At 54.6% G+C, this 24,210-nt stretch carries 22 protein-coding genes; 16 read left to right on the top strand and 6 right to left on the bottom strand.

The annotated features are described in order from the left end of the window. Nucleotides 1–38: 38 nt before the first annotated feature. Nucleotides 39–1,175 carry an acyl-CoA desaturase gene (locus tag CWI71_RS01850; protein ID WP_126753561.1) on the top strand — a complete coding sequence of 379 codons (1,137 nt, stop codon included), beginning with the start codon at nucleotides 39–41 and terminating at the stop codon, nucleotides 1,173–1,175. Between the two features lie 73 nt (nucleotides 1,176–1,248). Here CWI71_RS01850 and CWI71_RS01845 read toward each other — a convergent pair whose 3' ends face one another. Together CWI71_RS01845 and greB are read right to left on the bottom strand one after the other, a co-directional pair. Then, entirely contained in the window at nucleotides 1,249–3,585 is a 2,337-nt protein-coding gene (locus tag CWI71_RS01845; RefSeq protein ID WP_126753560.1) for a Tex family protein, read from the bottom strand. 90 nt (nucleotides 3,586–3,675) lie between these two features. Then, on the bottom strand, nucleotides 3,676–4,167 hold the full coding sequence (gene greB, locus CWI71_RS01840) for a transcription elongation factor GreB (protein WP_126753559.1): 492 nt from the start codon (nucleotides 4,165–4,167) through the stop codon (nucleotides 3,676–3,678). A gap of 132 nt (nucleotides 4,168–4,299) precedes the next feature. On the opposite strand from greB, the gene CWI71_RS01835 reads away from it, so the two are divergent. From CWI71_RS01835 to envZ, 4 genes are all read left to right on the top strand, one after another. Continuing rightward, entirely contained in the window at nucleotides 4,300–5,970 is a 1,671-nt protein-coding gene (locus CWI71_RS01835; protein ID WP_126753558.1) for an isovaleryl-CoA dehydrogenase, read from the top strand. A 21-nt stretch (nucleotides 5,971–5,991) separates the two neighbouring features. Further along, a complete protein-coding gene (locus CWI71_RS01830; RefSeq protein ID WP_126753557.1) occupies nucleotides 5,992–7,470 on the top strand; it encodes a class I adenylate-forming enzyme family protein in 1,479 nt (492 codons plus the stop codon). 130 nt (nucleotides 7,471–7,600) lie between these two features. Then, nucleotides 7,601–8,326 carry an osmolarity response regulator transcription factor OmpR gene (gene ompR / locus CWI71_RS01825; protein WP_126753556.1) on the top strand — a complete coding sequence of 242 codons (726 nt, stop codon included), beginning with the start codon at nucleotides 7,601–7,603 and terminating at the stop codon, nucleotides 8,324–8,326. Nucleotides 8,327–8,329: 3 nt separating this feature from the next. Beyond that, a complete protein-coding gene (envZ, locus tag CWI71_RS01820; protein ID WP_126753555.1) occupies nucleotides 8,330–9,667 on the top strand; it encodes a two-component system sensor histidine kinase EnvZ in 1,338 nt (445 codons plus the stop codon). Here envZ and sthA read toward each other — a convergent pair. Then, on the bottom strand, nucleotides 9,664–11,070 hold the full coding sequence (gene sthA / locus CWI71_RS01815) for a Si-specific NAD(P)(+) transhydrogenase (RefSeq protein WP_126753554.1): 1,407 nt from the start codon (nucleotides 11,068–11,070) through the stop codon (nucleotides 9,664–9,666). The genes envZ and sthA overlap by 4 nt on opposite strands. A 124-nt stretch (nucleotides 11,071–11,194) precedes the next feature. On the opposite strand from sthA, the gene nudE reads away from it, so the two are divergent. After that, complete coding sequence (gene nudE / locus CWI71_RS01810) at nucleotides 11,195–11,752, top strand: ADP compounds hydrolase NudE (RefSeq protein WP_126753553.1); 558 nt, start codon at nucleotides 11,195–11,197, stop codon at nucleotides 11,750–11,752. Beyond that, entirely contained in the window at nucleotides 11,739–12,581 is an 843-nt protein-coding gene (gene cysQ / locus CWI71_RS01805) for a 3'(2'),5'-bisphosphate nucleotidase CysQ (RefSeq protein WP_126753552.1), read from the top strand. Before nudE ends, cysQ begins: the two co-directional genes overlap by 14 nt. Here the strand turns inward: cysQ and CWI71_RS01800 are convergent. Both CWI71_RS01800 and CWI71_RS01795 read right to left on the bottom strand, forming a co-directional pair. Beyond that, nucleotides 12,550–12,771 (bottom strand): YheU family protein, encoded by a 222-nt coding sequence (locus CWI71_RS01800; RefSeq protein ID WP_126753551.1) that lies wholly within the window; start codon nucleotides 12,769–12,771, stop codon nucleotides 12,550–12,552. The genes cysQ and CWI71_RS01800 overlap by 32 nt on opposite strands. After that, entirely contained in the window at nucleotides 12,771–14,672 is a 1,902-nt protein-coding gene (locus CWI71_RS01795) for an ATP-binding cassette domain-containing protein (RefSeq protein ID WP_126753550.1), read from the bottom strand. Before CWI71_RS01795 ends, CWI71_RS01800 begins: the two co-directional genes overlap by 1 nt. Before the next feature lie 27 nt (nucleotides 14,673–14,699). Between CWI71_RS01795 and CWI71_RS01790 the strand changes: the two genes are divergently transcribed. The 4 genes from CWI71_RS01790 (at nucleotide 14,700) to CWI71_RS01775 (ending at nucleotide 17,026) form a co-directional block, all read left to right on the top strand. After that, nucleotides 14,700–14,969 (top strand): YheV family putative zinc ribbon protein, encoded by a 270-nt coding sequence (locus tag CWI71_RS01790; protein ID WP_241967577.1) that lies wholly within the window; start codon nucleotides 14,700–14,702, stop codon nucleotides 14,967–14,969. 19 nt (nucleotides 14,970–14,988) lie between these two features. Next, nucleotides 14,989–15,408: an MAPEG family protein gene (locus CWI71_RS01785; protein WP_126753549.1), complete on the top strand. Its 420-nt coding sequence runs from the start codon at nucleotides 14,989–14,991 to the stop codon at nucleotides 15,406–15,408. A gap of 109 nt (nucleotides 15,409–15,517) precedes the next feature. Beyond that, complete coding sequence (locus CWI71_RS01780) at nucleotides 15,518–16,432, top strand: M14 family metallopeptidase (protein WP_126753548.1); 915 nt, start codon at nucleotides 15,518–15,520, stop codon at nucleotides 16,430–16,432. Between the two features lie 42 nt (nucleotides 16,433–16,474). Further along, the gene (locus tag CWI71_RS01775; protein WP_126753547.1) at nucleotides 16,475–17,026 is read left to right on the top strand and encodes a DUF1415 domain-containing protein; all 552 of its coding nucleotides are present in this window, start codon (nucleotides 16,475–16,477) and stop codon (nucleotides 17,024–17,026) included. Here the strand turns inward: CWI71_RS01775 and queG are convergent. After that, nucleotides 17,023–18,138: a tRNA epoxyqueuosine(34) reductase QueG gene (gene queG / locus CWI71_RS01770; protein WP_126753546.1), complete on the bottom strand. Its 1,116-nt coding sequence runs from the start codon at nucleotides 18,136–18,138 to the stop codon at nucleotides 17,023–17,025. The two genes, CWI71_RS01775 and queG, sit on opposite strands and share 4 nt — an antisense overlap. Before the next feature lie 63 nt (nucleotides 18,139–18,201). On the opposite strand from queG, the gene CWI71_RS01765 reads away from it, so the two are divergent. Genes CWI71_RS01765 through miaA form a run of 5 tightly spaced genes read left to right on the top strand, consistent with a single transcriptional unit; the run spans nucleotide 18,202 to nucleotide 24,146 of the window. After that, nucleotides 18,202–19,713, top strand: a complete 1,512-nt coding sequence (locus CWI71_RS01765) for an NAD(P)H-hydrate dehydratase (RefSeq protein WP_126753545.1) — start codon at nucleotides 18,202–18,204, stop codon at nucleotides 19,711–19,713. Next, on the top strand, nucleotides 19,710–20,186 hold the full coding sequence (gene tsaE / locus CWI71_RS01760; protein ID WP_126753544.1) for a tRNA (adenosine(37)-N6)-threonylcarbamoyltransferase complex ATPase subunit type 1 TsaE: 477 nt from the start codon (nucleotides 19,710–19,712) through the stop codon (nucleotides 20,184–20,186). Before CWI71_RS01765 ends, tsaE begins: the two co-directional genes overlap by 4 nt. Beyond that, nucleotides 20,186–21,499 (top strand): N-acetylmuramoyl-L-alanine amidase, encoded by a 1,314-nt coding sequence (locus tag CWI71_RS01755; RefSeq protein WP_126753543.1) that lies wholly within the window; start codon nucleotides 20,186–20,188, stop codon nucleotides 21,497–21,499. The genes tsaE and CWI71_RS01755 overlap by 1 nt, the downstream gene beginning before the upstream one ends. Nucleotides 21,500–21,507: 8 nt before the next feature. Beyond that, a complete protein-coding gene (gene mutL, locus CWI71_RS01750) occupies nucleotides 21,508–23,199 on the top strand; it encodes a DNA mismatch repair endonuclease MutL (RefSeq protein WP_126753542.1) in 1,692 nt (563 codons plus the stop codon). After that, nucleotides 23,196–24,146, top strand: a complete 951-nt coding sequence (miaA, locus tag CWI71_RS01745; protein WP_126753541.1) for a tRNA (adenosine(37)-N6)-dimethylallyltransferase MiaA — start codon at nucleotides 23,196–23,198, stop codon at nucleotides 24,144–24,146. Before mutL ends, miaA begins: the two co-directional genes overlap by 4 nt. The last annotated feature ends 64 nt before the right edge of the window (nucleotides 24,147–24,210 follow it).

Raw genomic sequence — 24,210 nt, 5'->3', positions numbered from 1 at the left:
TTAGCTGCGAATATGCCGTTTTATTAAGTAGGTTTTATATGTCCAAGTCTTCTGTTGTTAAGCCAAAAATCATTTGGCTCAATACCCTCGTTTTTGCCATTACTTTCGCAGTCGCTGCCATAGGTGTGCCCTGGTATGGTCTCACCCACGGTTTCTCAAGCGGACTATGGTTTGCGTTAATCGGTACCATTGCTTTTGCCGGCATCTCAATTACGGCGGGCTATCATCGCCTGTGGTCACACCGGGCTTATGATGCCCATTGGTCGCTACGTGTTTTATTTGCTTTAGGTGGCGCGTTAGCGGTACAGAACAGTGCTTTACACTGGTCTTCTGACCACCGTGAGCACCACAAGCATGTCGACGATAACGATCATGACCCGTATTCGGCTAAACGCGGTTTCTGGTATTCACACATTGGCTGGATGCTGCGCGAGTACCAGGCGTCGCGTTACCACGACTATAATAACGTTAAAGACTTACAGAATGATCCTGTGGTCATGTGGCAGCACCGCCATTACTTAACGCTGACGTTGTTGACAACCATTGGCTGGCCGGTATTGATTGGCCTGATGCTAGGCGATGTCTGGGGCGCGGTGATCCTGGTCGGCTTCGCGCGACTGGTGATTAATCACCACACCACGTTCTTTATTAACTCGCTGGCGCATATCTGGGGTAAGCAGACCTACACCGATCGTAATACTGCTCGCGACAACGGCGTGTTGGCGTTCTTAACTTTTGGTGAGGGTTACCACAACTACCACCATATTTTTTCGGCCGATTACCGTAACGGTATTCGCTGGTGGCACTTCGACCCGACTAAATGGCTGATCCGTACCTGCTCGTGGTTGGGATTGACGTCAAACCTGAAGCGTACGAACGGCTATCAGGTCGAAAAAGCAAAGCTGGAAATGCAGTTTAAGAACGCGAAAGCGAAAGCATCGATCAGTTGTGATACCACCCTACAGAAGTTGCATGATGAATATGACGCACTGATCTTACGCTTGCGCGAATACTATCAGGCACGCAAGCAGCTGCTCGACAGCAAAGCCAAGGCATTAACAGATCATATGCCAAAACTGGATGAAATGCAGAGCAAGGTAAGTGAGTTGCGCGCTGCATTTGAGGAGCACAAACGGGCGTTTAAAGCATCACTGCGTCGCCCGCAACTTGCCTGACGACTGAATCGTTAGCGTAGTAAGAAGTAGCCGGCCGCCTGGGGTTGTCCTCAGGCGGCCGGTTTTTTTTGTGCTATTTCTTTGCCTTCGCAAAGGCTTCAGCGAAGGCCGATCCCATGGCTGAATTAGCAGCGGGCTGTGGTTTCTGCGCAGCTGGCTTGTTTTTCGCTGACTTTCCTGACGCTGGCTTTGGCTTGCGCTCGCCTTTTGCCGGAGCCGAAGCCGGGGCTGCGGTCACTTCATCATTAAGGCGCATGGTCAGGCTGATGCGTTTGCGGGCGACGTCGACGTCCAGTACTTTCACTTTAACGATATCGCCGGCTTTCACGACCTCGCGTGGGTCACTGACAAAGTTCGATGACAGGGCACTGACATGAACCAGCCCGTCCTGATGCACGCCGATATCGACAAAGGCACCGAAGGCAGCAACATTTGACACCACTCCCTCAAGCGTCATGCCGGGACGCAGGTCTTTCAAGGTATCGACACCTTCCTTAAAGCTGGCAGTCTTAAATTCAGGACGCGGATCCCGGCCCGGTTTGTCAAGCTCGCGGATAATGTCGCGTACTGTCGGCAGACCAAAGGTCGTGTCTGTGTAGGCTTGGGCATTGAGGGTTTTTAAGAAACCACTGTCACCAATTAAGTCGGCGACTTGTTTCTGATGATCCGCTGCCATACGTTCCACCAGCGGATACGCCTCAGGGTGAACCGCTGACCGGTCCAAAGGTTGCTCACCATCCATAATACGCAGGAAGCCAGCCGCTTGTTCAAACGACTTAGGTCCCATGCGCGCCACTTTCAGCAGCGCTTTGCGAGTCATAAACCGTCCGCTGGCATCGCGGTGGCTGACAATGTTTTGCGCCAAGGTTTTGTTTAAGCCTGCGACCCGGGCAAGCAGCGCCACGGACGCAGTATTCACGTCCACCCCGACAGCGTTTACACAGTCCTCAACGACGGCATCAAGGCTTTGTGCCAGTTGCGCCTGGCTGACATCATGCTGGTATTGGCCCACACCAATCGATTTTGGCTCAATTTTTACCAGCTCGGCCAGTGGATCCTGCAGACGACGGGCAATGGAGACTGCGCCGCGCAAGGCAACATCCAAATCAGGGAATTCCTGCGCAGCCAACTCTGACGCTGAGTAAACCGAGGCCCCGGCTTCGTTGACGATAACCTTGTCGACTTTCACTTCGGCATTAGCTTTGAGCATGTCGCTGACCAGCTTATCGGTCTCGCGGGAGTAAGTACCATTACCAATGGCAATCAGTTCCACCTTATGCTGCTTACACATACCGGCGAGGGTTCGTATGGCCTTGTCGACCTGATTCTGTGGCTGAAACGGATAGACAGTGTTGGTACCGAGCACTTTGCCGGTGCTGTCAACGACCGCTACTTTAACGCCGGTGCGTACGCCAGGATCAAGACCCATGGTTGTTTTCGCGCCTGCGGGCGCCGCCATCAGCAAGTCTTTCAGGTTGTTTGCGAAGATTTTAATGGCATCGGCTTCGGCGCGCTCACGGACGGTACCGAATAATTCGGTTTCCATATGCAGCAACAACTTGATGCGCCAGGTCCACTGAATGGTTTGTTGTAACCAGCTATCGGCGGCGCGATCAGCGGGGCTGAACTGCAGGTGGTCGGCAATCAGCTGTTCGCCGTAGCTACGCGCCTTAGGATCGTCCTGCTGCGGGTCAGCATTCAGTTTGAGCTGTAAAATACCTTCATTACGACCGCGGAACAGGGCCAGCGCACGATGCGAAGGGATTTTCTTCAGCGCTTCACTAAAAGCGAAATAGTCACGGTATTTCGCACCTTCCTGTTCCTTACCGCTGGCAACTGTGCTGGTAATTTCCGCGTTATTCCATAAATAATCACGGACTTTCTTTAACAGCGCGGCATCTTCAGCAAAACGCTCCATTAAAATAAAGCGTGCGCCTTCGAGTACCGCTTTGGTGTCAGCAAAACCGGCCTCAGCATTAATATACTGGCTTGCTTGCTGTTCCGGGTCCTGCGTTGGATCGGCTAACAGCAGTTCCGCTAATGGTGCAAGACCGGCTTCAATGGCAATCTGGCCTTTGGTGCGACGCTTCGGCTTATAAGGCAGGTACAGATCTTCAAGTTCGGTTTTTGATTCGGTAGCGCGGATGGCGCGCTCCAAATCAGTGGTTAATTTATCCTGGTCACGGATACTGGCCAAAATGACTTCGCGACGCTCATTGAGCTCGCGCAAATAGGTCAGGCGCTGGGCCAGGTTTCGTAATTGGGTGTCATCAAGTCCACCGGTTGCTTCTTTCCGGTAGCGGGCGATAAAAGGTACGGTCGCACCTTCGTCGAGCAGCGCGATAGCAGCTTGTACTTGCTGCGAACCTACGGCTAACTCACTTGCAATCTGCTGGGCAATTGAGCTCATCTGGTCTCACTCTCAGTTTTCGTTGGTGTTACTGCTAAATATGGTGCCGCAGTATACCAGTCATTCTGCGCCCGGCGCGACCTCCTTTACTCAATTCGCTGGTTTGGTGCGAACGTAGTCAATGGCGCTTATATACCAGGTATGCAGGCCGGTCGGCGTACTCACCTTCACCACATCGTCAACGGATTTACCGAGCGCCGCCCGAGCTATGGGAGCGTCGATAGATATGACGGTTTTATCGTTATAAATTTCATCGGGTCCGACGATCGTAAAAGTCCGCTCATCGCCATGATCATTTTCGATAGTGACTGTCGCTCCAAAGTAAACTTTGCCTTCCTGTTCGGGTGAAAAATCAATGACCTTCAGCACCTCAAGGCGTTTTCGCAGAAAGCGTATGCGGCGATCAATCTGGCGTAATTTCTGCTTGTTGTATTTGTAATCGGCATTCTCAGAGCGATCACCGAGACTTGCTGCCCATGCGACTTTTTCGGTCGTTTCGCGCCGTTCCACCCGCCAAAGATGGTCCAGCTCGGTTTGTAGTTGTTGGAAGCCCTGGCGCGAAATTAAATTAGTGCGAGCCATTTCACTTTATTCCTGTCCTGTAAAAGTCGATACATTCTGATGAGGCAAAAGGTACCATCTTTATTTAGACATGGAAGCTGAATTTAATTAAGTTAACTATTTTAAAGGTTCGCGAAGCTGCGGAGAAAAACAATGACGGACTGGCAAACAGCAGATCGGTTTCTGGCAAGCACGCACGAAGTGAAGAACCAGCCGCCGGCGTTAGAAAATTACAATCTTTACCATGCCGATACGGCGCTGCAAGCCGCGGTCAAGCGCGAAGGCGCGCAGTGGGCGCAGGCGGACATTGAGCACATGGGCAGGCTGGCGGGCAAAGCGCAAACCATACGCCTGGGTTTTCTTGCCAATGCTAATAAGCCCCAGTTCCATACTCATGATCGGTTTGGCCATCGGGTTGATCTGATTGAATACCATGACGCCTATCACCAACTGATGCAAATCGCCACCCGTCACGGGCTGCATGCCTCGCCCTGGGCGCAGCCGCGGGCCGGGGCCCATGTCGCCCGCGCCGCCAATTATTATCTGCATACTCAGGTGGAAGCGGCGCACGGTTGCCCCATTACCATGACCTTTGCTGCCGTGCCCGCACTACAGCACCAGCCGGATATCGCCGCTCAATGGTTACCGAAAATCCTGCACTTTGACTACGACGAACGCAATATTCCTTACACCGACAAAGCTGCTTTAACCATCGGTATGGCGATGACCGAAAAGCAAGGTGGTTCCGATGTCCGCGCCAATACCACCCGCGCTTATCCGGTGGCCGCGCAAGGGCCGGGGCAAATGTACGAACTAGTGGGCCACAAATGGTTCGTATCGGCACCTATGTGCGATGCGTTTTTGGTGTTAGCCCAGACCGACGGCGGCTTAAGCTGCTTTTTACTGCCGCGCTGGCGACCCGATGGCAGTAAGAACCCGCTGCAGATTCAGCGCCTGAAAGACAAAATGGGGAACGTTGCAAACGCTTCCAGCGAAGCGGAACTGCGCGGCGCCATGGCCTGGATGATCGGCGAGGAAGGACGTGGCGTGCGCACCATTATTGAAATGGTGGCGATGACCCGCTATGACTGCATGATCGGCTCATCCGCCGGCATGCGTCAGGCCGCTGTGCAGGCACTGCATCATTGTCAGCATCGCCGGGCTTTCGGCGCGACGCTGATCGATCAGCCGCTGATGCAAAATGTGCTGGCCGATCTAGCGCTGGAAAGCGAAGCAGCCATGACGCTGACGATGCGCATGGCGCGTGCGCTGGATCAGCAGCAGGACCCACATGAGCAGGCGCTGGCACGCATTGCGGTGGCGGTAGGTAAGTACTGGATTTGTAAGCGCGCGCCTGAGCATGCTTATGAAGCGATGGAAGTGATTGGCGGTAGTGGTGTGATGGAAAACAGCATCATGCCAAGACTCTATCGTGAGGCGCCTATTAACGCCATCTGGGAGGGCAGCGGTAATGTGCAATGCCTGGATGTACTGCGTGCGGTCAGCAAACAGCCGGAATCATTTGCCGCCCTGATGCGTGAGCTGGAGCTGGCCAAAGGCGCTCATCCCGGGTTAGACAAGGCTATCGTGGCGTTGCCAGAACGACTGCAGCAAGCGCAGGAACAACCCTTTTTCGGCCGTCAGTTGGTGGAGCTGATGGCACGGACGCTTCAGGGGGCCTTGTTACAGCAACATGCCCCGAATGCTGTCGCCGATGCCTTTTGTCAGTCACGTCTTGGCACCAGCGGACACCTTGGCTATGGCCGGCTGGCTGATGCCAAAGCTGCCATGCAGATCATTGCCCGTGCCTGGCCAACAAATTAAAACAAGAAAGGAAAAACTGCGATGACAATTTATCAGATGCTTAGCCGCAACGCGCGCAAGTTTGACGACCAGGTTGCGCTGAGCGACGACCAACGCGAACTTAGCTGGCAGCAACTGCACGAGCGGGCAGAGCAACTCGCGCACTGGTTGCGCCATGAGTATGGTGTGCAACCGGGCGACAGAGTGGCGTTGGTACTGCCTAACAGCCTTGAGTTTGTTATCGGCTTTTTTGCCGTGCAACGGCTGGAAGCGATCGCGGTGCCAATCAACGTACGCCTGACCACCGCCGAGCTTGAGTACATTATCGCCGATGCCCAGGCCACCATGGTCATTACCGCAGCGGCCACTGACGCTGCCATCAGCCCGATCATTGAAGCCGGGCTGCCCGGGCTCTGGCTTGACCGTTGGGATGCCGATACGGTCCCCGACGCGCCGCAGCTGCCTGAAATGGAAGCAACCGAAACCAGCGCGGCGCTGATTCTTTATACTTCAGGAACCACCGGCCGGCCCAAAGGCGTGCTGTTCCAGCACCGGGCGATTCATGCGGTCGCCACCATGATCGCCATGGAAATGAAAATGACACCGGAGAGTAAACTCCTACACTTAATGCCTTTTACCCATTCGGCACCGCTGAATTTGTTCCTGATGGCTGGTACCCTGGTCGGCGCCAGCCATGTGGTGGCCCCGACGTTTACGCCACAATTGCTGCTGAATCTGGTACAAAAACACCGCATCACTCACTTTTTTGGCGCCCCGGTGGCTTACTTACTCACCGCACAGGACCCCGCCATCGCCGACACCGACTTAAGCAGCGTTACGCACTGGATATATGGCGGCGCCGCGATGTCGACCGAGCATACGCAACAGGTGCAAAAAGCGTTTGGCTCTGATCAGTTTTACTGCGTCTATGGTCTGACTGAAGCCGGCCCATCGGGCACCCTGTTGCTGCCAGATGAGCATGGCGAAAAAGCCGGCTCGGTCGGACGTCGCGCGGCCTTCGGCACCGAAGTCAGGCTGCGTACTGAAGAGGGCTATGCGCCGGTTATCAATGAGCCGGGAGAAGTCGAAATCAGCAGCGACGGCATGATGCAGTGCTACTGGCGTAATCCGCAGGCGACGACCGATACTTTTACCGCTGACGGCTGGCTGAAAACCGGTGATATTGCTGTACGTGATGAAGAGGGCTTTTACTGGATTAAAGATCGCAAGAAAGACATTATCATCTCTGGCGGCGTGAATATTTATCCGCGCGAAATTGAAGACGCGCTGGCGACACATCCGCAGGTGGCAGAAGCTGCGGTAGTGGGGGTACCTCACGACCAGTGGGGCGAAACCGTCAAAGCCTTTGTGGTTTTGCGCGAGCCCATGGCGGATATGGCGGACGAGCTACGCAGGTATTTAAGCGAACGGCTGGCCGACTATAAGCTGCCGCGGCTGTTTGCTGAGCTCGATGAACTGCCGCGCAACGCTAACGGTAAAGTCCTCAAGCATGAGCTTTAACGGTTGCTGTATCATTGGGTCACATATTTAGAAACAAAAAGAGCTGCGCTGCAGCAGGCCAATGCGTTGGCAAATAGCAGACCATATTTTATAGTGGCAACAGTAAGATAACCTTGGGAGCAGCGGTGGGATGTCACAGGAAACCTTCAAAATTTTGGTCGTAGACGATGACGCGCGCTTACGTGGTCTGCTTGAGCGCTATCTGACCGAGCAGGGCTTTTATGTGCGTTCGGCAGCACACAGTGAACAGATGGATCGTCTGCTGGAGCGCGAAAACTTCCATCTGATGGTGCTTGATCTGATGCTGCCCGGTGAAGACGGCCTGTCAATCTGTAAGCGTCTGCGCCAGGCCAATAACGATATTCCCATTGTCATGTTAACTGCCAAGGGCGACGAGGTGGATCGCATTATCGGGCTTGAGCTCGGTGCCGACGATTACCTGGCCAAGCCATTTAATCCACGCGAGTTACTGGCGCGCATTCGTGCCGTGTTACGCCGTCGTGGTAAAGAAATACCCGGGGCGCCGACTGCCGATGATGAAGAAATTGTATTTGGCGAGTTCCGGTTGAATCTGGGCACCCGCGAAATGTACCGGGGTGATGAGCCCATGCCCCTGACCAGTGGCGAGTTTGCGGTATTAAAGGCGCTGATCACCCACCCGCGCCAGCCTATGTCCCGTGACAAGCTGATGAATCAGGCCCGGGGGCGTGATTACAGCGCACTGGAGCGCAGCATTGACGTGCAGGTTTCGCGCTTGCGCCGCATGCTTGAGGCTGATCCTGCCAATCCGCGTTACATTCAGACGGTCTGGGGCCTGGGTTACGTATTCGTGCCGGACGGCAGTAAAAAAGCCTGATTTATGCGCATCCTACCGCGTTCGGCCTTTGCTCGTACGGTTGCGCTCATTGCGTTATTGCTGCTAATCAATCAACTGGTTTCGTACATTATGATCGGCGTGTACGTAGTCAAACCCAGTATGCAGCAAATCAGCTCGGTAGTCGCCAAGCAGGTGCAAGGCATTATTGTGCTCGACCGCTGGCTCGGCGAGCGTAGCCTGTCAGCAGCGGAAAAGCGCGCTCTTGCGGAACGTTACACGGATGCCGTCGGCATCGATGGCTTTACCCTGGTGGAAGCGCAGGCAAACGGTTTGGCCAATGCCTCTACCTATAATTTTCTTTCCGACCAGATGAGCCAGCATCTGGCCGCGGACACCGAGGTACGCATCTCACAGGGTGATATTTACTACGTCTGGATCCGCACCGAATCACTCGACGGCTATTGGTTGCGCCTGCGTCTCGATACCTTTGATGAAGCGCGCTTCTCACCCCTGTTATTCTATCTGATTTTAATTGGTGGGCTGAGCGTGCTGGGCGGCATGTGGTTTACCAACTGGCAGAACCGCCCACTGAAGTCGCTCGAAGCCGCGGCGGCGCAAGTGGGACGGGGCGAATACCCTGACGAGTTGCCTGAGCGCGGTTCCACCGAGGTTATCGCGGTAACCCGCGCGTTCAACCAGATGACCCGGGGAGTTCAACAGCTGGAGCAGGATCGCGCCTTACTGATGGCTGGTGTGTCACATGACCTGCGCACGCCGTTAACCCGTATTCGCCTGGCCACTGAGATGATGCCTGCGAGCGAGGATTATCTGGCTGAAGGTATTATCAGCGATATTGATGATATGAATGCGATCATCGATCAGTTTATTGATTATGTGCGCATTGATACTCAGGCAGATAACGACTGTGAAAACCTCAATTATCTGGTTGAGGATGTTGTCGGTCATGTTCCGGAAAGCTGGGCGGCGCAGATCACCGTGGCCTACCAGCAAATGCCGGATATTCCGGTACGCGCCATCTCAATTAAACGTGTCCTGCTAAACCTGCTCGAAAACGCCGAACGCTACGGTAATGGCAAAATCAGCGTTGAAACCGGTTACGATGCGGCGCGCGAGCGGGTCTGGGTTACCGTTAGCGATAATGGCGAGGGCATACCGGCGGGTCAGGTTGAACATGTGCTGCAGCCGTTCACCCAGGGCGACAAGGCGCGCGCAAGCAAGGGCTCAGGGCTGGGGCTGGCGATTGTTAAGCGTATCGTGGAGCGGCACGGCGGGCGCATCACTTTTGGCCGTAGCGCGAAGTTGGGGGGCCTGGCAGTTCGGGTTGAACTGCCAAGCCAGATGCAGCAAGACGCCTGTTAGCCGCGAATGCGGTTCAGGCCATTTAGCGCGGCAACACGGTAGGCTTCGGCCATGGTGGGGTAATTGAAGGTGGTGTTGACGAAGTAGTCGATGGTATTGCCACCGTTTTTCTGCTCCATAATCGCCTGGCCAATGTGGATAATTTCTGCCGCCCGCTCACCGAAGCAATGAATACCCAGCACTTCTTTGGTTTCCCGGTGAAACAACAGCTTCAGGCTGCCTACCGTCATACTGGAAATCTGCGCGCGCGCCAGATGCTTAAACTGCGCACGCCCAACCTCGTAAGGGACTTTCTGCTGCGTCAGCTCTTCTTCGGTTTTACCTACTGAGCTGATTTCCGGAATCGTATAAATACCAGTAGGAATATCGCGGATCAGGCGCTGTTCACAATCGCCCTCGAGCATCGCAGTGGCACAAATACGGCCCTGGTCATAAGCAGCCGAGGCCAGCGAGGGATAGCCAATAATATCGCCCACCGCATAAATATTATCGACGTCGGTCTCGTATTGTTTAGACACATCAAGCTGGCCACGGGAGTTAGGCTTCAGGCCCAAAGCTTCCACATTGAGTTCTTCAATGTTGCCCGAGCGGCCGTTGGCATAGAGCAGGCAGTCGGCATCCAGGCGCTTGCCTGACTTGGTGTATAAGGTGACACCATCCTCATGCCCTTCAATGCGGTCGTATTCTTCGTTATGGCGAATCACCACCCCGTTATTACGCAGGTGATAGCTCAACGCGTCGGAAATCTCGGCATCAAGGAAGGACAACAGGCGATCACGAGTGTTGATCAGGTCGACTTTAACACCCAGACCGCGGAAAATGCTGGCGTATTCGCTGCCGATCACACCAGCACCGTAAATAATAATGCTGCGCGGCTCGTATTTCAGCGACAGCACGGTGTCGGAGTCATAAATACGTTCGTGGCTGAAGTCGACGTCGGGCGGGTGATAAGGGCGCGAACCCGTGGCGATTACTACTTGCTTGGTGCCAATGTATTCAATGGTGCCATCGTCCTGGGTGACTTTAATGGTGTTGGCATCTTCAAAACTGGCGGTGCCATGAATGACCGTTACGCCGTTGCGCTGATAAAAACCGCTGCGCATCTGTACCTGTTTTTCAATCACGCCCTGGGCGTGTTTGAGGATATCGGCAAAGGACATGCTGCGTGGCGCGCAGGCGCCAACAAAGAGCGGATTGGTATTGTACTCAATCAGCCGGCTGACCGAGTGACGCAATGCCTTCGAGGGAATGGTGCCCCAATGCGTACAACCGCCACCTAACGAGCGATACTTTTCAATCATGGCGACGTTGCGACCGTTTTTCACTAACTGCATGGCTGCACCTTCGCCGCCAGGACCACTGCCGATGACTACCGCGTCGTATGATGTCGTAACTTCGCTCATGAAAAGCTCCTGTTGGTTGTACCCTAAATAACGAGTCGCTATAGTAACCGAAACGGTCGGGGTAGAGCCAGCTATCCAAGCTTATGCCCGACATTCGCAGAATAGATTCCGTTGGCGGAAGATCATGGCCCGAAAACCCACTCCCGAAATCTTACAAAGACAAATTGTAGCCCGTAGTCGGCTATTACGCATTGAAGCGGTCGATTTACGCTTCAGTAATGGCGTGGAGCGCCAGTTTGAACGTATGCAGAGCAGCGGGCGCGGCGCAGTGATGATTGTGCCATTTGTCGACGCGCAAACCCTCATGTTGGTGCGTGAGTACGCGGCCGGGTTACACAACTATCAGTTAGGTTTTCCCAAAGGGCTGATTGATCCTGGAGAGACGCCGGAAGAAGCGGCCAACCGTGAGCTTAAAGAAGAGATCGGCTTTGGCGCAGAAACCCTGATTCCGCTCAAAAGCGTCACTATGGCACCGCAATTCTTCTCCGCCACTATGCATATTTTTATTGCCCGCGACCTGTATCCCGAGCGTTTGCCCGGTGACGAGCCAGAGCCACTGGAGCAGGTCCCCTGGTTGCTGAGTAAGGCAGAAGCCTTACTTGAGCAGGAAGATTTTACCGAAGCGCGCAGTATCGCTGCGCTACTGATGACCCTAAGGGAGCTTGAACGTGGCCGCGACTGAGCAGTTACACGCGTGGTTAGAGGGCGCTGCCTCCATCGCGCAGCGCGCCGGCGACCTGGTTATGGAATTGTACGAGGAACAGGCGTACGCCACCTTTGAGAAAGCTGATGACTCACCGGTCACCAGCGCCGATTACGCCGCGCACCAGCTAATCACTGAGCAATTAAACAAGCTGACGCCTGATATCCCGGTGCTCTCGGAAGAGGGCGCACACCTGACTCTGGCAGAGCGGCAGCAATGGCCACGCTACTGGCTTATTGACCCGATTGATGGCACCCAGGAATTTATTGCCCGAAGTGGCGATTTTACCGTGGTGATTGCTTTGGTAGAGCAGCACCAGCCACGTTTCGGTGTCATTTACTGGCCGGCGGGCGATAAGTTATACCTGGCAGAGCGGGGCAAGGGCGCGTACAGGCGTGATATCAGCGGTGAGCAGCGACTGCGGGTGCGCAAGCTTGCGGTGCCTGAAACTGATCCAATTATTCTCGCTATCAGCCGGCGCCAGCCGCGTGAACGGGTCATGCAGCGGATGAATCCCGATCGCGATCTCAGCACCTTGCCAGCCGGTAGCTGCTCGCTAAAAGCGTGCTTGATTGCCGAAGGGCAGGCAGATTGCTTCTTACGGGTCGGGCCGACCGGCGAGTGGGACACTGCGGCGGCGGATGTCATTGTCGGTGAGGCCGGGGGCAGCATTGTGAGTGAGCAGTTCAAGCCACTGACTTACAACGAAGAAACCGAATTGGGGAACCCCAATTTTATGATTTTAGGTGACCCCGGGGTGCCCTGGAAGGACGTTTTTATTCGTCACCGAAGTCATCGCGAGGCATAATATTGACGGTTTCATGTAGCTCGGACCACACCAGTATTGCCTCGCCTGAGCGTAACTGTGCGTGCACGTCGGCAACCTTTTCAGCCAATGACTTTTCTTCATCGCCATAGTCAGTACCTTCGCGTAAAACGAAGGACTCAATAATAGCATCAAGCGTTTGCGGGTCGAGTTGTTGCCAGGGAATTTGCATCAGTCGGCTGCCTCCGCTTGCTGTAAGGCCTCTTCGGCCGCCATCCACTGTTCTTCGGCACGCGCCAATGCCTGTTGCTGACTGGCCTGCTGCTGCAATAACTCGGTGAGTTTGGCTTTGTTCGCCTCATCGTAAAGACGGTTGTCAGCCAGCAGCTCATTGAGGCGAGACAGCTCAGTTTCAAACTGCTGAACCTGTGACTCGTATTTACTGACGGCATCTTTAAAAGGTTTCAGTCGCTGACGGCGCTCGGCTGCCTCGCGTTTCTCGGCTTTGCGATCCGACTTGCCTGAATTCGCGGTGCTCGTATCAGTACCTTGCGCTGAGCCTTTTTGCTGGTGTTGTAACCACGCGTGATAAGCGTCAAGGTCGCCGTCAAACGGCTGCACCCGTGCGTCGGCGACTAACAAAAATTCATCGACGCTGGTGCGCAATAAGTGACGGTCGTGCGAGACAATGACCATAGCTCCTTCAAAGTCTTGAAGGGCGTAGACCAGCGCCTCGCGCATGACGCTGTCAAGATGGTTGGTCGGCTCATCGAGCAACAGCAGGTTGGGTTTTTGGTATACGATCAGTGCCAGTACCAGACGGGCTTTTTCACCGCCCGACATCGGCGCGACCTCGCGCGTCGCCTGGTCACCGGAAAAGCCAAAGCCACCGAGAAAGTCACGCAACTGTTGCTCACTGGCATGGCGATCGAGGCGCTGCAGATGCTGTAAGGCAGTGGCCTTGCTGTCGAGTGTCTCTAACTGATGTTGGGCAAAGTAGCCAAGCTTGATGCCAGGGTTCAGCGTCAGTTGCCCCTGTTGCGGCGCGAGTTCGCCCGCGAGCAATTTGACCAGTGTCGACTTACCGGCACCGTTGCGACCGAGCAAACCGATACGGCTACCTGGCACCAGATTAAATTTAATATGTTCAAGAATGACCTTGTCGCCATAACCGGCTTGCACATTATCGAGTGCTAACAGTGGCGTAGGCAGTTGCTCCGGCTTGCGGAACTGAAACTGGAACTGGCTGTTGGCCACTAACGGAGCGCTACTGGTCAACCGCTCCAGCGCTTTAATGCGGCTTTGGGCCTGACGCGCTTTACTGGCCTTATAGCGGAAACGGTCAATATAGCTTTGCAGGTGCTTACGCTGCGCTTGTTCTTTTTCAAACTGCGCCTGCTGCTGGGCAAGTTGCTCGGCGTATTGACGCTCGAAGCTACTGTAATTACCGGAAAAAGCGGTGGCTGTCTGTTGCTCAATATGGATGATTTGCTGGCATATGGCATCGAGAAAGTCACGGTCGTGTGAAATCAGCAACAGGGTGCCCGGAAAGCGTTGTAACCAGTCTTCGAGCCAGAAGATAGCGTCGACATCAAGGTGGTTGGTGGGCTCATCAAGTAACAGTAAGTCAGCCCGGGAAATCAGTGCCTGAGCCAGGTTCAGGCGCATCCGCCAGCCGCCGGAAAAAGCTTTCACCGGTTGTTGAAACTGAGCGTCGGAAAAACCGAGGCCAGACAATAATGCCGCCGCCCGCGCCGGTGCCTCATAAGCCCCAATGGCGGCCAGCTGATCGTGTAACCTGCCCATGGCATGGCCATCTTCGGCGGCTTCTGCGTGACGCAACTGATCCTCAAGCGCGCGCAGTTCAGTATCACCATCAAGCACATACTCTAGCGCCGGCTGAGGTAGCCCCGGGGTTTCTTGTTTAACACTGGCAATGCGCCAGTGTCTCGGAACTTCGCACTCGCCTTCCTCAACCTGCAGCTCGCCACGTAACAAGGCAAAGAGCGACGACTTTCCGGTACCGTTACGACCGACCACGCCGACATGGTGGCCGGGGAAAATCGTGAGATCGGTATTTTTCAGCAACACGCTGCCGCCGCGCATGAGCGCCATGCCCCGGATTGAAATCATGACAAACCTTGTACTTGGTGTTAGTAAATGAATCTGCGACAATTATACCTGAAGCAACCCGAGGTGAATATGGCACGCACACGTAAACGATTTATCGCTGGCGCAGAATGTCCCGCCTGCGGCGCACAGGATACCTTGCAACTAACCATTGTGACCGACGCGCAGGGCGACGCCCACGAAGAGGTTAAATGCGTGGCGTGCGGGCACAAATTTACTGAGCGCGAAGCAAAAGCTGAAAAACAAGATGTGGCCAAAGACAAAAATGATGGCAGTATTATTGGTCTGTTTAAACCTTAACCAACCCTAAGGAACTGTTATGACTGACTATAACCCGCTCGTCTTTAGCGGTATCTGGATTATCATTGTCACCCTCATGCTGCAGTGGGCTATTGCTGCTGCGGTCAAAGCCAAGCAGCCCAATGCCATTCCGGGCAAAGTGCCCTCAGGACTCAGCCACGACTCGTTCGTGTTTCGCACCCACCGCACCTTTATGAACTCCCTGGAAAATGTGCCAATGTTTCTGGCAACGGTATTTCTGGCGCTGTTCCTCGGGCTTTCCTCGAACTGGTTCGGTTACTGGGTGATCATCTTTGCCTTGGCCCGTATTATTCACATGGTGCTCTACTACGCCATTGCCACCGAGAAAAACCCAAGTCCCCGCAGTTGGTTTTTCGTCATTGGTGCCATTGCCAATATTGCCATACTGGTGCAATGCGCAATGGTCATGTGGTTTTAACCGGCGCACGGTATTGGCTTGTGTGGGGTCTGGAGCGCAAAGCTGAAATGACCTACACTAGATACCCACAGACCTGAACATAGTTAAGTTTTGCTAGGAGTCGTAGCTAATGGCCCAGGATTATCCAATCGGAACCCCCGGTGAGAAGTGGGATGATACTAATAAGCAACAGTGGTTAGCGCAGCAGGAAAAGCAGCGCGATTACGCCAATGATGTGATTCGCCGTATTGATCATCTGCGCGAGCAGTTTGACGTGGAAACCTACGGTGAGCTCATTTATGACGATAAAACCTTCCCATTGTTTGTTGTGCGCAGCCGTAACTGGCGCGTAAATAATCCTACCGTTCTGGTTACTGGCGGTGTGCATGGCTATGAAACCAGCGGCGTGCATGGGGCACTGTACTTTTTGGAAACTGAAGCGGTGAACCATCTGTCGCGGTTTAATATTTTAGTCGCGCCATGCATCAGTCCATGGGGTTACGAAACCATTAATCGCTGGAATCCCGACGCAGTTGATCCCAACCGTTCCTTTGTCAGTGACAGCCGGGCGCAGGAATGCGAATTGATCATGACGTATCTGGACAAGCATCAGATTAATCCGGACGTACATATCGACTTACACGAAACCACCGATACCGATAACAGCGAATTCCGCCCGGCCAAGGCTGCGCGCGACGGCACCACCAACACGAACTGGAACATTCCTGACGGCTTTTACCTGGTGGCTGACAAGCAGCGTAGTGAACCTGGTTTCCAGCGTGCAATTATTGAGACAGTGAAGCCAGTGACGCATATAGCCCCTGCCGATGATGAAGGCTGCCTGATTGGCGCGCCGATGGTACAAGAAGGTGTGATTGAGTACGAAGCAAAGCCGCTTGGACTTTGTATGGGGATGACCGACGCGCGTTTTGTGACCACCACTGAAGTTTACCCGGATAGTGCTAATACCAATTCGGTGGAGTGTGTTGATGCGCAGGTTGCCGCAGTTCGGGGCGCGCTGGAGTACGCCGCAAAAGAACTTTGACGCGCAATGAGTGTAACTTTCTTAATATAGAGAGGGCGATAAGTGGACGACGTATCGGCACCATGTAGGGCGGTACAGCAGTGGGTTGCAGAAATTGTCGTTGGCCTCAATTTTTGTCCTTTTGCGCATCGTGAGGTTGAGCGGCGCACCGTCCGTTACGATGAAAGCAACGCGACCACGGTGGAACCAGCCCTCCATGATTTCGCGCAAGCTGTTGAGCTGCTGAGTGTCAGACCGGAGATCGAGACGCTGTTGCTGGTTTTCAGCGCGGGATTCAGTGATTTCGATGACTACCTTGAGCTGCTTGATTACGCTGAACTGCTGCTGCAGGAAAGCGGACTGGAAGGGACTTTTCAGATCGCCAGTTTTCATCCGGATTATCAGTTCGCTGATACTGCAGCGGATGATGTCAGTAACTATACCAACCGTGCACCCTATCCGGTATTACATCTGCTGCGTGAAGCCAGCCTTGAAAAGGTACTGACACGTTACCCGCAGCCGGAACAAATTCCGGCAGCGAATATGGCAACCGCTGAACGTCTTGGCGCCGCCTTCTTCGATGACATTCTGCTGCGTTTGCGGAACACTGATTAGGCGTCGCGCGGCAAGCCTTTTTCCACCGCGCGGGTCAAACGCAACACTTGCTTTGACGTGCTGGCACTTTTGTTATGCTGACGCGTTAGGGCCCAGTCAATATGTTCGTCGACCATGTCATTGACGCTGCCACGGCGCGCTTCAAGAGCGGCAATAATTGCCGGGTCATGCGGCGCGTTGCCAAGCGCTACCGCCAGATTCCGCTGCCAGCAGGCAAAACCAATACGCCGGATGGGCGAGCCCTCGGTGCGTTTGAGAAAGGTCGCTTCATCCCATTCCCATAACGTCAGTAACTCTGGTGCGTGAAGATCTTTGCGCGGCGCGAAGTCGTCCTCGGCGGTGAGTTGTGAATAGCGGTTCCAGGGGCAGATGAGCTGACAGTCATCACAACCATAGATACGGTTTCCCATCAGTGGCCGCAGCTCTTCCGGAATAGCCGACTTTAATTCAATAGTCAGGTACGAAATGCAGCGCCGGGCATCGAGTTTGTAGGGCTCGACAATCGCCTGTGTCGGGCAAATGGTAATGCAGGCCTTGCAACTGCCACACTTCTCCTCGACAGGTGCATCAACAGGCAGCGGCAAATTGATCAGCAGCTCGCCTAAAAAGAACCATGAGCCGCCTTGTTCATCAAGCACCAGGGTATGTTTGCCGGTCCAGCCAAGTCCGGCCTTCACGGCCAGCGGGCGCTCAAGTATCGGTGCTGAATCGACAAAGGGACGGAAATCGAGTTCGGCACAGGCTTGTTTGATGCGCTCGCCCAATTGCTTCAAGCGTTTGCGCATCAATTTGTGGTAATCGCGACCCAGCGCGTAGCGACTGATATAACCCAATCGTGGATTTTTCAGGGTCTTGGCGAAGCCCGCCTCGGCAGGCAGGTAATTCATCCGTACTGAAATTGCGCGGACGCTGCCGGGATGCAGTTCATCGGGGCGGGTACGCAGATCGGCGTGGCGTTCCATATAGGCCATTTCGCCATGCATGCCTTCTGCCAGCCACTGCTGCAGTGCCGCGCGCTCACTGCTCAGGTCCAGATCGGTAATTCCCACTTTCTGGAAACCGAGCTCGTGCCCCCAGCGCTTGATGTCTGCCGCAAGTTGCTGCAAATCCATAAAAATCGTCTTATGCTTACACAGGAGTCTTTAAAATAACAAAAAAGCCATGGAGATGCACCGATGCGTTTAAGTATGCAGCAGTTGGTATTTCGCACAAAGCAGGTTCGGGAACGCGAGTTAGAGGCCGCGAAAACATTGGGGGTAAGCCCAGCCCAACTGATGCAGCGCGCAGCCCAGAGCTGTCTGGCGGCGCTGGAGCGGCAACATCCGGCGCCGGCGCGGGTGATGATTTTATGTGGCCCGGGAAATAATGGCGGCGACGGCTGGGTTCTGGCACGACTGGCGCGCCGCGTCGGCTACCAGGTAACGGTGGTAGCCGCGCAGGCAAAATCAGACCTGGCGAAGCAAGCGGCGAAGGCCTGGCGCGATGAACAGGGCAATGTTGAGCCGTTAGAAGAGCTTGATCGTGCACACCTTGCTGAATGCGACATTATTGTCGATGCCATGTTAGGCACTGGCCTTAGCCGTGAGCTGGACAGCACCTACCGAAAGGCTGTCGAGACCCTGAACGATGCAAAAAATTTCCATAAATTATGGGTGCTGAGTATTGATTGCCCGACCGGACTGCAAAGCGACACCGGCACCGCCTTACCGGTGGCCGTTGAGGCGGACTATACAGTGACCTTTGTTGCGCTTAAGCCGGGGCTGCTTACCGGGCAGGCGGGGCATTACTGTGGCAAGCTGGAACTGGCTGAGCTGGGAATCGCTCCCGCGTTCCGTCAGCTCGAACGCCCATTTGCGACGCTGATTGAACAGGACGAAGTGGCGCGCCATTTGCCGCCGCGCCAGCGCAACAGTCATAAGGGCCGACACGGGCATCTGGCGATCGTCGGTGGCGCGCCAGGTATGAGTGGCGCCGCTATTTTGGCGGGTCTGGCGGCGTTAAGAACCGGCGCCGGCAAGGTCTCAGTACTGACCCACCCTGATACCCAGGGCATCATTGCTGCGGCTCAGCCCGAGCTCATGGTGCAGGCAACGGACGCAGCGTCGACAGCAGAGCTGGAACAAGCACTGGCTGGTGTTGATGCCGTAGTATTAGGACCCGGGCTTGGCAAGAGCGACTGGGCGAAATGTCTGTTTGATTTTCTGATCGCCAGCGAGCTGCCCTTGCTGCTCGATGCCGATGGCCTGAATTTACTCAGTGCTGAGGAAGCCTGGCAGGAGCGTTCAGCGCCACTTTGGCTGACACCTCACCCGGGAGAGGCCGCGCGGCTGTTAAATAGCTCCAGCAGTGAGGTCGAAAAGGACCGCTACCAGGCGGTAAATGAACTGGGTAATCGTTATCAGGCGCAGGTGTTACTGAAAGGGGCAGGATCGTTGATTGCCAATCCCGTTGCCCGGCACTTACGCATTTGTCATCGCGGTAGCCCGGCACTGGCTGTCGGCGGAGCCGGCGATGTTTTAAGTGGTATTGCCGGCAGTCTGATTGCGCAGGGCTTACCGGCCGAAGCGGTACTTCCGGTAGCGACCTGGCTCCATGCGGTTGCCGGTGAACACGCTGCAATTGACGGCGAACGTGGTACACTACCCAGCGACTTATTCGGGCCGTTGCGGAAGTTAGTGAATCCATGAAAGAGAAGCAGTTTTACCTGGCGTCAGAGGCTGAGTTATTGGCGCTGGCAGCGCGTTTTGCCACTGTTGTTAAGCAGCAACCGACGACAGCTGAACAGGCGCTTGCAATTTATTTAATTGGCGAGCTGGGTGCCGGCAAGACCACTTTCAGCCGTGGTTTTATTCAGGCCTTTGGTCATCAGGGCAATGTAAAAAGCCCTACTTACACCCTGGTAGAGAGTTACGAATTGCCACCCTGGCAGATTCATCATTTTGATCTTTACCGCCTGGCTGATCCTGAAGAACTTGAATTTATGGGCATTCGTGATTACCTTGACAGTAATACTATTCTACTGGCCGAGTGGCCCCAGCGCGGAGCGGGCATGCTACCAGAGCCAGATATTAAAATAGTCATTGAGTATGCCGATACGGCCCGTACAATGACATTAGGTGCGCTAACAACAAGAGGTCGGGAGCTTCTCGATAAACTCTGATGCAACGTTTCTTTGCTTTTGTCATCACACTACTGCTGGCGCTGGTCGTGGTTCCGGCCCATGGCGCAAACAGTATTGAAAATATCCGGATGTGGCCGTCGCCAGACAACACCCGGATTGTGTTCGATATGGCAAATGCCGCAGAGTACAGCTATTTCACCCTGAACCAGTCCCATCCGTACCGCCTTGTGATCGACTTTCCGAGCACAGAACTAAAAGTAAACCTCGACTATCTGGAGTCTAATTCGTTATTGGTGAAGAACATCCGCACCAGCACCCCGAAGTTACCGGGTAGTACGCGTATTGTGGTGGAGCTGGATAAGCAGGTGGACCCGATCTTACAGGTGTTAACGCCACAAGATATGTACGGCCATCGGTTGGTGGTCGATTTGCCCGGTACGTCATTAAAGCGCGAAGGCCACGCTCTGAGCGCCGATGATTTACAGGAACGCAAAGTGACCGTAGCGATTGACGCGGGTCATGGTGGCGAAGACCCGGGTTCAATCGGTCCGCGCGGAACTTACGAAAAAGATGTGGTACTGACAATCTCCCGCGCGCTGGCGAATATGATTAATGAAGATCCGGGCATGCAGGCTTATCTCATTCGTTCGGATGATTATTACGTGAACCTGAACGATCGCCCGCGCAAAGCAGAGCGCGTCAAAGCAGACCTGTTCGTTTCAATTCATGCGGATGCGTTCACTACCCCGCAACCGCGCGGGGCCTCCATCTGGGTCTTATCAAACCGTCGCGCCAGTACTGAAATGGGTCGCTTACTGGAGAACAAAGAGCGATTGTCTGATGTGCTAGGTGGCGTACCTGCAGTGGAGATGGAAGATAGCTTTCTGAATGAAACCCTGGTGTCCATGAGTATGGATCATGCCATGGCCAGCGGTTACGAAGCAGCCAACGAAGTGCTGGCTGAGTTAGGCCGTATTACGAAAATGCACAAAACCAAACCGCAGCATGCCAGCCTGGCGGTATTAACTTCAACCGCTATGCCCTCCATGCTGGTGGAAACAGGATTTATTTCGAATCCAACCGAAGAGCAGCTGTTGCGCAGTAATCAACACCAACAGAAGCTGGCGCGCGCTATCTATCAGGGGGTGCGCAGTTACTTTCTGCGCCGCCCACCAGATGGCACCATATTCGCTAATAATCGTAGCAGCCGGCACGTGGTACGCTCGGGCGAGTCATTGTCAGTGCTGGCGCAACGCTACAACACCTCTATTGCGGCAATTAAGGCGCGCAACAACTTGAACAGCTCGGTCATTCAGATTGGCCAGGTGCTGGAAATACCGAGTCCGGAATAGGTTTCACCATGCCCATCAAACTTCTACCGATTAGTCTGGCGAACCAGATCGCTGCAGGCGAGGTCATTGAGCGTCCGGCGTCGGTGGTCAAAGAACTGATTGAAAACAGTCTCGATGCCGGTGCCGACAGCCTGGTAATTGATATTGAGAAAGGCGGGCGCCGCCGTATTCGCATTCGTGACAATGGCGCGGGTATTGTGAAAGACGAACTGCCGTTAGCACTGGCGCGCCATGCGACCAGTAAAATCAGTAGTCTGGCGGACCTTGAGGCGATCCAGAGTCTGGGCTTTCGGGGCGAAGCGCTGGCGAGTATCAGCTCGGTGGCGCGCCTGAGCCTGACCTCGAAACCTGCCAGTCAGAGCCAGGCGTGGCGGGCCTGGGTCGAAGGCCGTGATATGACCGCCGAGCTAGCGCCCGCCAGTCATCCTGATGGCACCACCGTCGATGTCGAAGATCTGTTTTTTAACACGCCCGCGCGGCGTAAATTTTTACGTACCGACAAAACTGAGTTCGGACATATCGATGATCTGTTAAAACGCATTGCGTTGAGCCGTTATGACGTGCGACTGGTGCTGAACCATAACCAGAAAACCGTCCGCAATTACCCCGCGGTGACGAAACAAAACGCGCTCGAGCGTATCGCCAAAGTGGTGGGTACAGGTTTTACCGACTGTGCCAGGTTCATTGACGCTGAGCATCTGGGGGTGCGTTTATGGGGGTGGGTGGCGCCACCTGAAGGCTGTCGGCATCAGGCTGATGCGCAGTTCTTTTATGTCAACGGGCGGATGATGCGTGATCGCATGTTAAATCACGCCATTCGTCAGGCTTATGACGACGGGCTAACCGATGAGCGCTCGGCCACTTACGTGCTTTATCTGGAGCTGGCACCGCAGGACGTTGATGTCAATGTGCATCCGGCAAAGCACGAGGTACGCTTTCATCAGGCGCGGGAGATCCACGACTTCGTCCTGCAAAGTATTCGTCAGGTATTGCATCAGAACGCGGCGGCAGCGCCGGGTCATCAGTATCAGGCAGCATCGACTAACCTTCAGCAACAGGTCGCCGAGTTGCGGCCACGCTCTGCAAATCCATTGCCCGGCGCTGTGTCAGTCGGTACGCAGCCGACAACAAGTGCTGCCCAGCCAGCAGTGAAGGCGCCGCAACCGGAAAGCGCTGCGCGCCTGTTAAGTGTGGTGGACCAGCGCTTTGCGCTGATTCATCAGCCCGAGCAATCAACCCAACTGGCGCTATTACATTTGCAGGCGATTGAGCGCGACTACCTGGCGCGTCAGTGGCAGCGCCAGTTTCAAACCGGACTGTCGGGGCAGCCACTGTTGACTCCCGTCAAGATTACCGACGAGGCATTGTTACAGCGTTTTAAAGCGATTGATAACGTGCGTGTTGCGCAGTTGGGTATCCTGCTCGCGCAGGAAGGTCGCCAGTGGCTGGTGAAACAGGTCCCAAGCGCCTTGCGCCACACCAATATCACCGCCAGCCTTACCGAGGTGGTCAGTATGCTGGAACACCACCAACAGCCGCCTGATACATTCTGGGACTGGCTGGCAAGCCAGCAACTGAGTGTTAGCTACTCAAAAGTTCAGGCTGAGCATTGGTGGCAGGTCTGGCAACAGCAACTGCAAAGCGCAGCAGACTATTTGCTGACGGTGGCGCTACCCGAGTTACCGGAGCCATTACGATGAGTGAGCCTTATGTCATTTGCCTGTATGGTCCGACTGCCGCCGGAAAAACCGGACTGGCGATAGAACTTAGCCAACGCCTGAACGCAGAAATTATTTCTGTGGATTCCGCGCTTATTTATCGCGGTATGGATATCGGCACCGCTAAGCCTACCGCAGCTGAACTTGCGGCAGCACCCCATCGGCTGATCGATATCTGTGACCCCGCGGAGCGTTACTCCGCGGCGCAGTTTGCCAGTGATGCACGGCGTGAGATTGAGGCAATACTAGCGACCGGCAAAATTCCACTCCTGGTTGGCGGCACCATGCTCTACTTTAAAGCATTGCTCGAAGGCATGTCGCAATTACCTGAGGCGGATGCAGATCTGCGTCAGCAGCTTACCGCGCGTCTGGTTGCCGAAGGCGCGCAGGCACTACATGATGAACTGGTCCGGGTTGACCCGACCAGCGCGCAGCGCATTCATCCTAATGATCCACAACGCCTGATCCGCGCGCTCGAGGTTTATCATTTAAGCGGAAAAACCATGACCGAGCTTACCGCCACCCGTGCCGGTGCACTGCCTTACCCGGTGATTCAACTGGCAGTAGCACCGCAGGAAAGGCAGGTGTTGCATGAGCGCATCGCCCAGCGTTTTAAGCAGATGCTGGAGGAAGGTTTCATTGCCGAGGTTGAAGCGTTACGCGCCCGCAACGACTTACATCTGGATCTGCCAGCGTTGCGCTGTGTCGGCTACCGCCAAGTCTGGCAATACCTTGATGGCGATGATGACTACCCAACCATGGTCGACAAGGGTATTTTTGCGACCCGGCAACTGGCAAAACGCCAGCTCACCTGGCTGCGCAAATGGCCGGGCGTAGCGTGGTTTGACAGTCTGGCACCGGACCTGTCAGAGCAAGTCATGGCCTATTGTCAGCGCACACCTGAAAACTTTACCCGGTTTAAACCTTGAAAGCCGACAAATAGGCCTTATAGTTAAAGTAGTTAATAAGAAAATTTGGTATGGCTGGTAAATT

Source organism: Pseudidiomarina insulisalsae (assembly GCF_003987065.1).
Classification (GTDB): Bacteria; Pseudomonadota; Gammaproteobacteria; order Enterobacterales; family Alteromonadaceae; genus Pseudidiomarina; species Pseudidiomarina insulisalsae.
The sequence above is the reverse complement of the archived record's forward strand: the minus strand, read 5'-3'. Positions and strand labels throughout refer to the sequence as shown.

Excerpts from the sequence above, each read along its gene's own strand:
- CWI71_RS01780 (WP_126753548.1), top strand. The coding sequence starts at position 15,518 with ATGGCCCAGGATTATCCAATCGGAACCCCCGGTGAGAAGTGGGATGAT.
- CWI71_RS01800 (WP_126753551.1), bottom strand. The coding sequence starts at position 12,771 with ATGCAAATTCCCTGGCAACAACTCGACCCGCAAACGCTTGATGCTATT.
- CWI71_RS01765 (WP_126753545.1), top strand. The coding sequence starts at position 18,202 with ATGCGTTTAAGTATGCAGCAGTTGGTATTTCGCACAAAGCAGGTTCGG.
- greB (WP_126753559.1), bottom strand. The coding sequence starts at position 4,167 with ATGGCTCGCACTAATTTAATTTCGCGCCAGGGCTTCCAACAACTACAA.
- ompR (WP_126753556.1), top strand. The coding sequence starts at position 7,601 with ATGTCACAGGAAACCTTCAAAATTTTGGTCGTAGACGATGACGCGCGC.
- CWI71_RS01845 (WP_126753560.1), bottom strand. The coding sequence starts at position 3,585 with ATGAGCTCAATTGCCCAGCAGATTGCAAGTGAGTTAGCCGTAGGTTCG.
- CWI71_RS01835 (WP_126753558.1), top strand. The coding sequence starts at position 4,300 with ATGACGGACTGGCAAACAGCAGATCGGTTTCTGGCAAGCACGCACGAA.
- queG (WP_126753546.1), bottom strand. The coding sequence starts at position 18,138 with ATGGATTTGCAGCAACTTGCGGCAGACATCAAGCGCTGGGGGCACGAG.
- miaA (WP_126753541.1), top strand. The coding sequence starts at position 23,196 with ATGAGTGAGCCTTATGTCATTTGCCTGTATGGTCCGACTGCCGCCGGA.
- CWI71_RS01850 (WP_126753561.1), top strand. The coding sequence starts at position 39 with ATGTCCAAGTCTTCTGTTGTTAAGCCAAAAATCATTTGGCTCAATACC.
- mutL (WP_126753542.1), top strand. The coding sequence starts at position 21,508 with ATGCCCATCAAACTTCTACCGATTAGTCTGGCGAACCAGATCGCTGCA.
- CWI71_RS01830 (WP_126753557.1), top strand. The coding sequence starts at position 5,992 with ATGACAATTTATCAGATGCTTAGCCGCAACGCGCGCAAGTTTGACGAC.
- nudE (WP_126753553.1), top strand. The coding sequence starts at position 11,195 with ATGGCCCGAAAACCCACTCCCGAAATCTTACAAAGACAAATTGTAGCC.
- CWI71_RS01790 (WP_241967577.1), top strand. The coding sequence starts at position 14,700 with ATGAATCTGCGACAATTATACCTGAAGCAACCCGAGGTGAATATGGCA.
- envZ (WP_126753555.1), top strand. The coding sequence starts at position 8,330 with ATGCGCATCCTACCGCGTTCGGCCTTTGCTCGTACGGTTGCGCTCATT.
- CWI71_RS01755 (WP_126753543.1), top strand. The coding sequence starts at position 20,186 with ATGCAACGTTTCTTTGCTTTTGTCATCACACTACTGCTGGCGCTGGTC.
- sthA (WP_126753554.1), bottom strand. The coding sequence starts at position 11,070 with ATGAGCGAAGTTACGACATCATACGACGCGGTAGTCATCGGCAGTGGT.
- tsaE (WP_126753544.1), top strand. The coding sequence starts at position 19,710 with ATGAAAGAGAAGCAGTTTTACCTGGCGTCAGAGGCTGAGTTATTGGCG.
- CWI71_RS01785 (WP_126753549.1), top strand. The coding sequence starts at position 14,989 with ATGACTGACTATAACCCGCTCGTCTTTAGCGGTATCTGGATTATCATT.
- CWI71_RS01795 (WP_126753550.1), bottom strand. The coding sequence starts at position 14,672 with ATGATTTCAATCCGGGGCATGGCGCTCATGCGCGGCGGCAGCGTGTTG.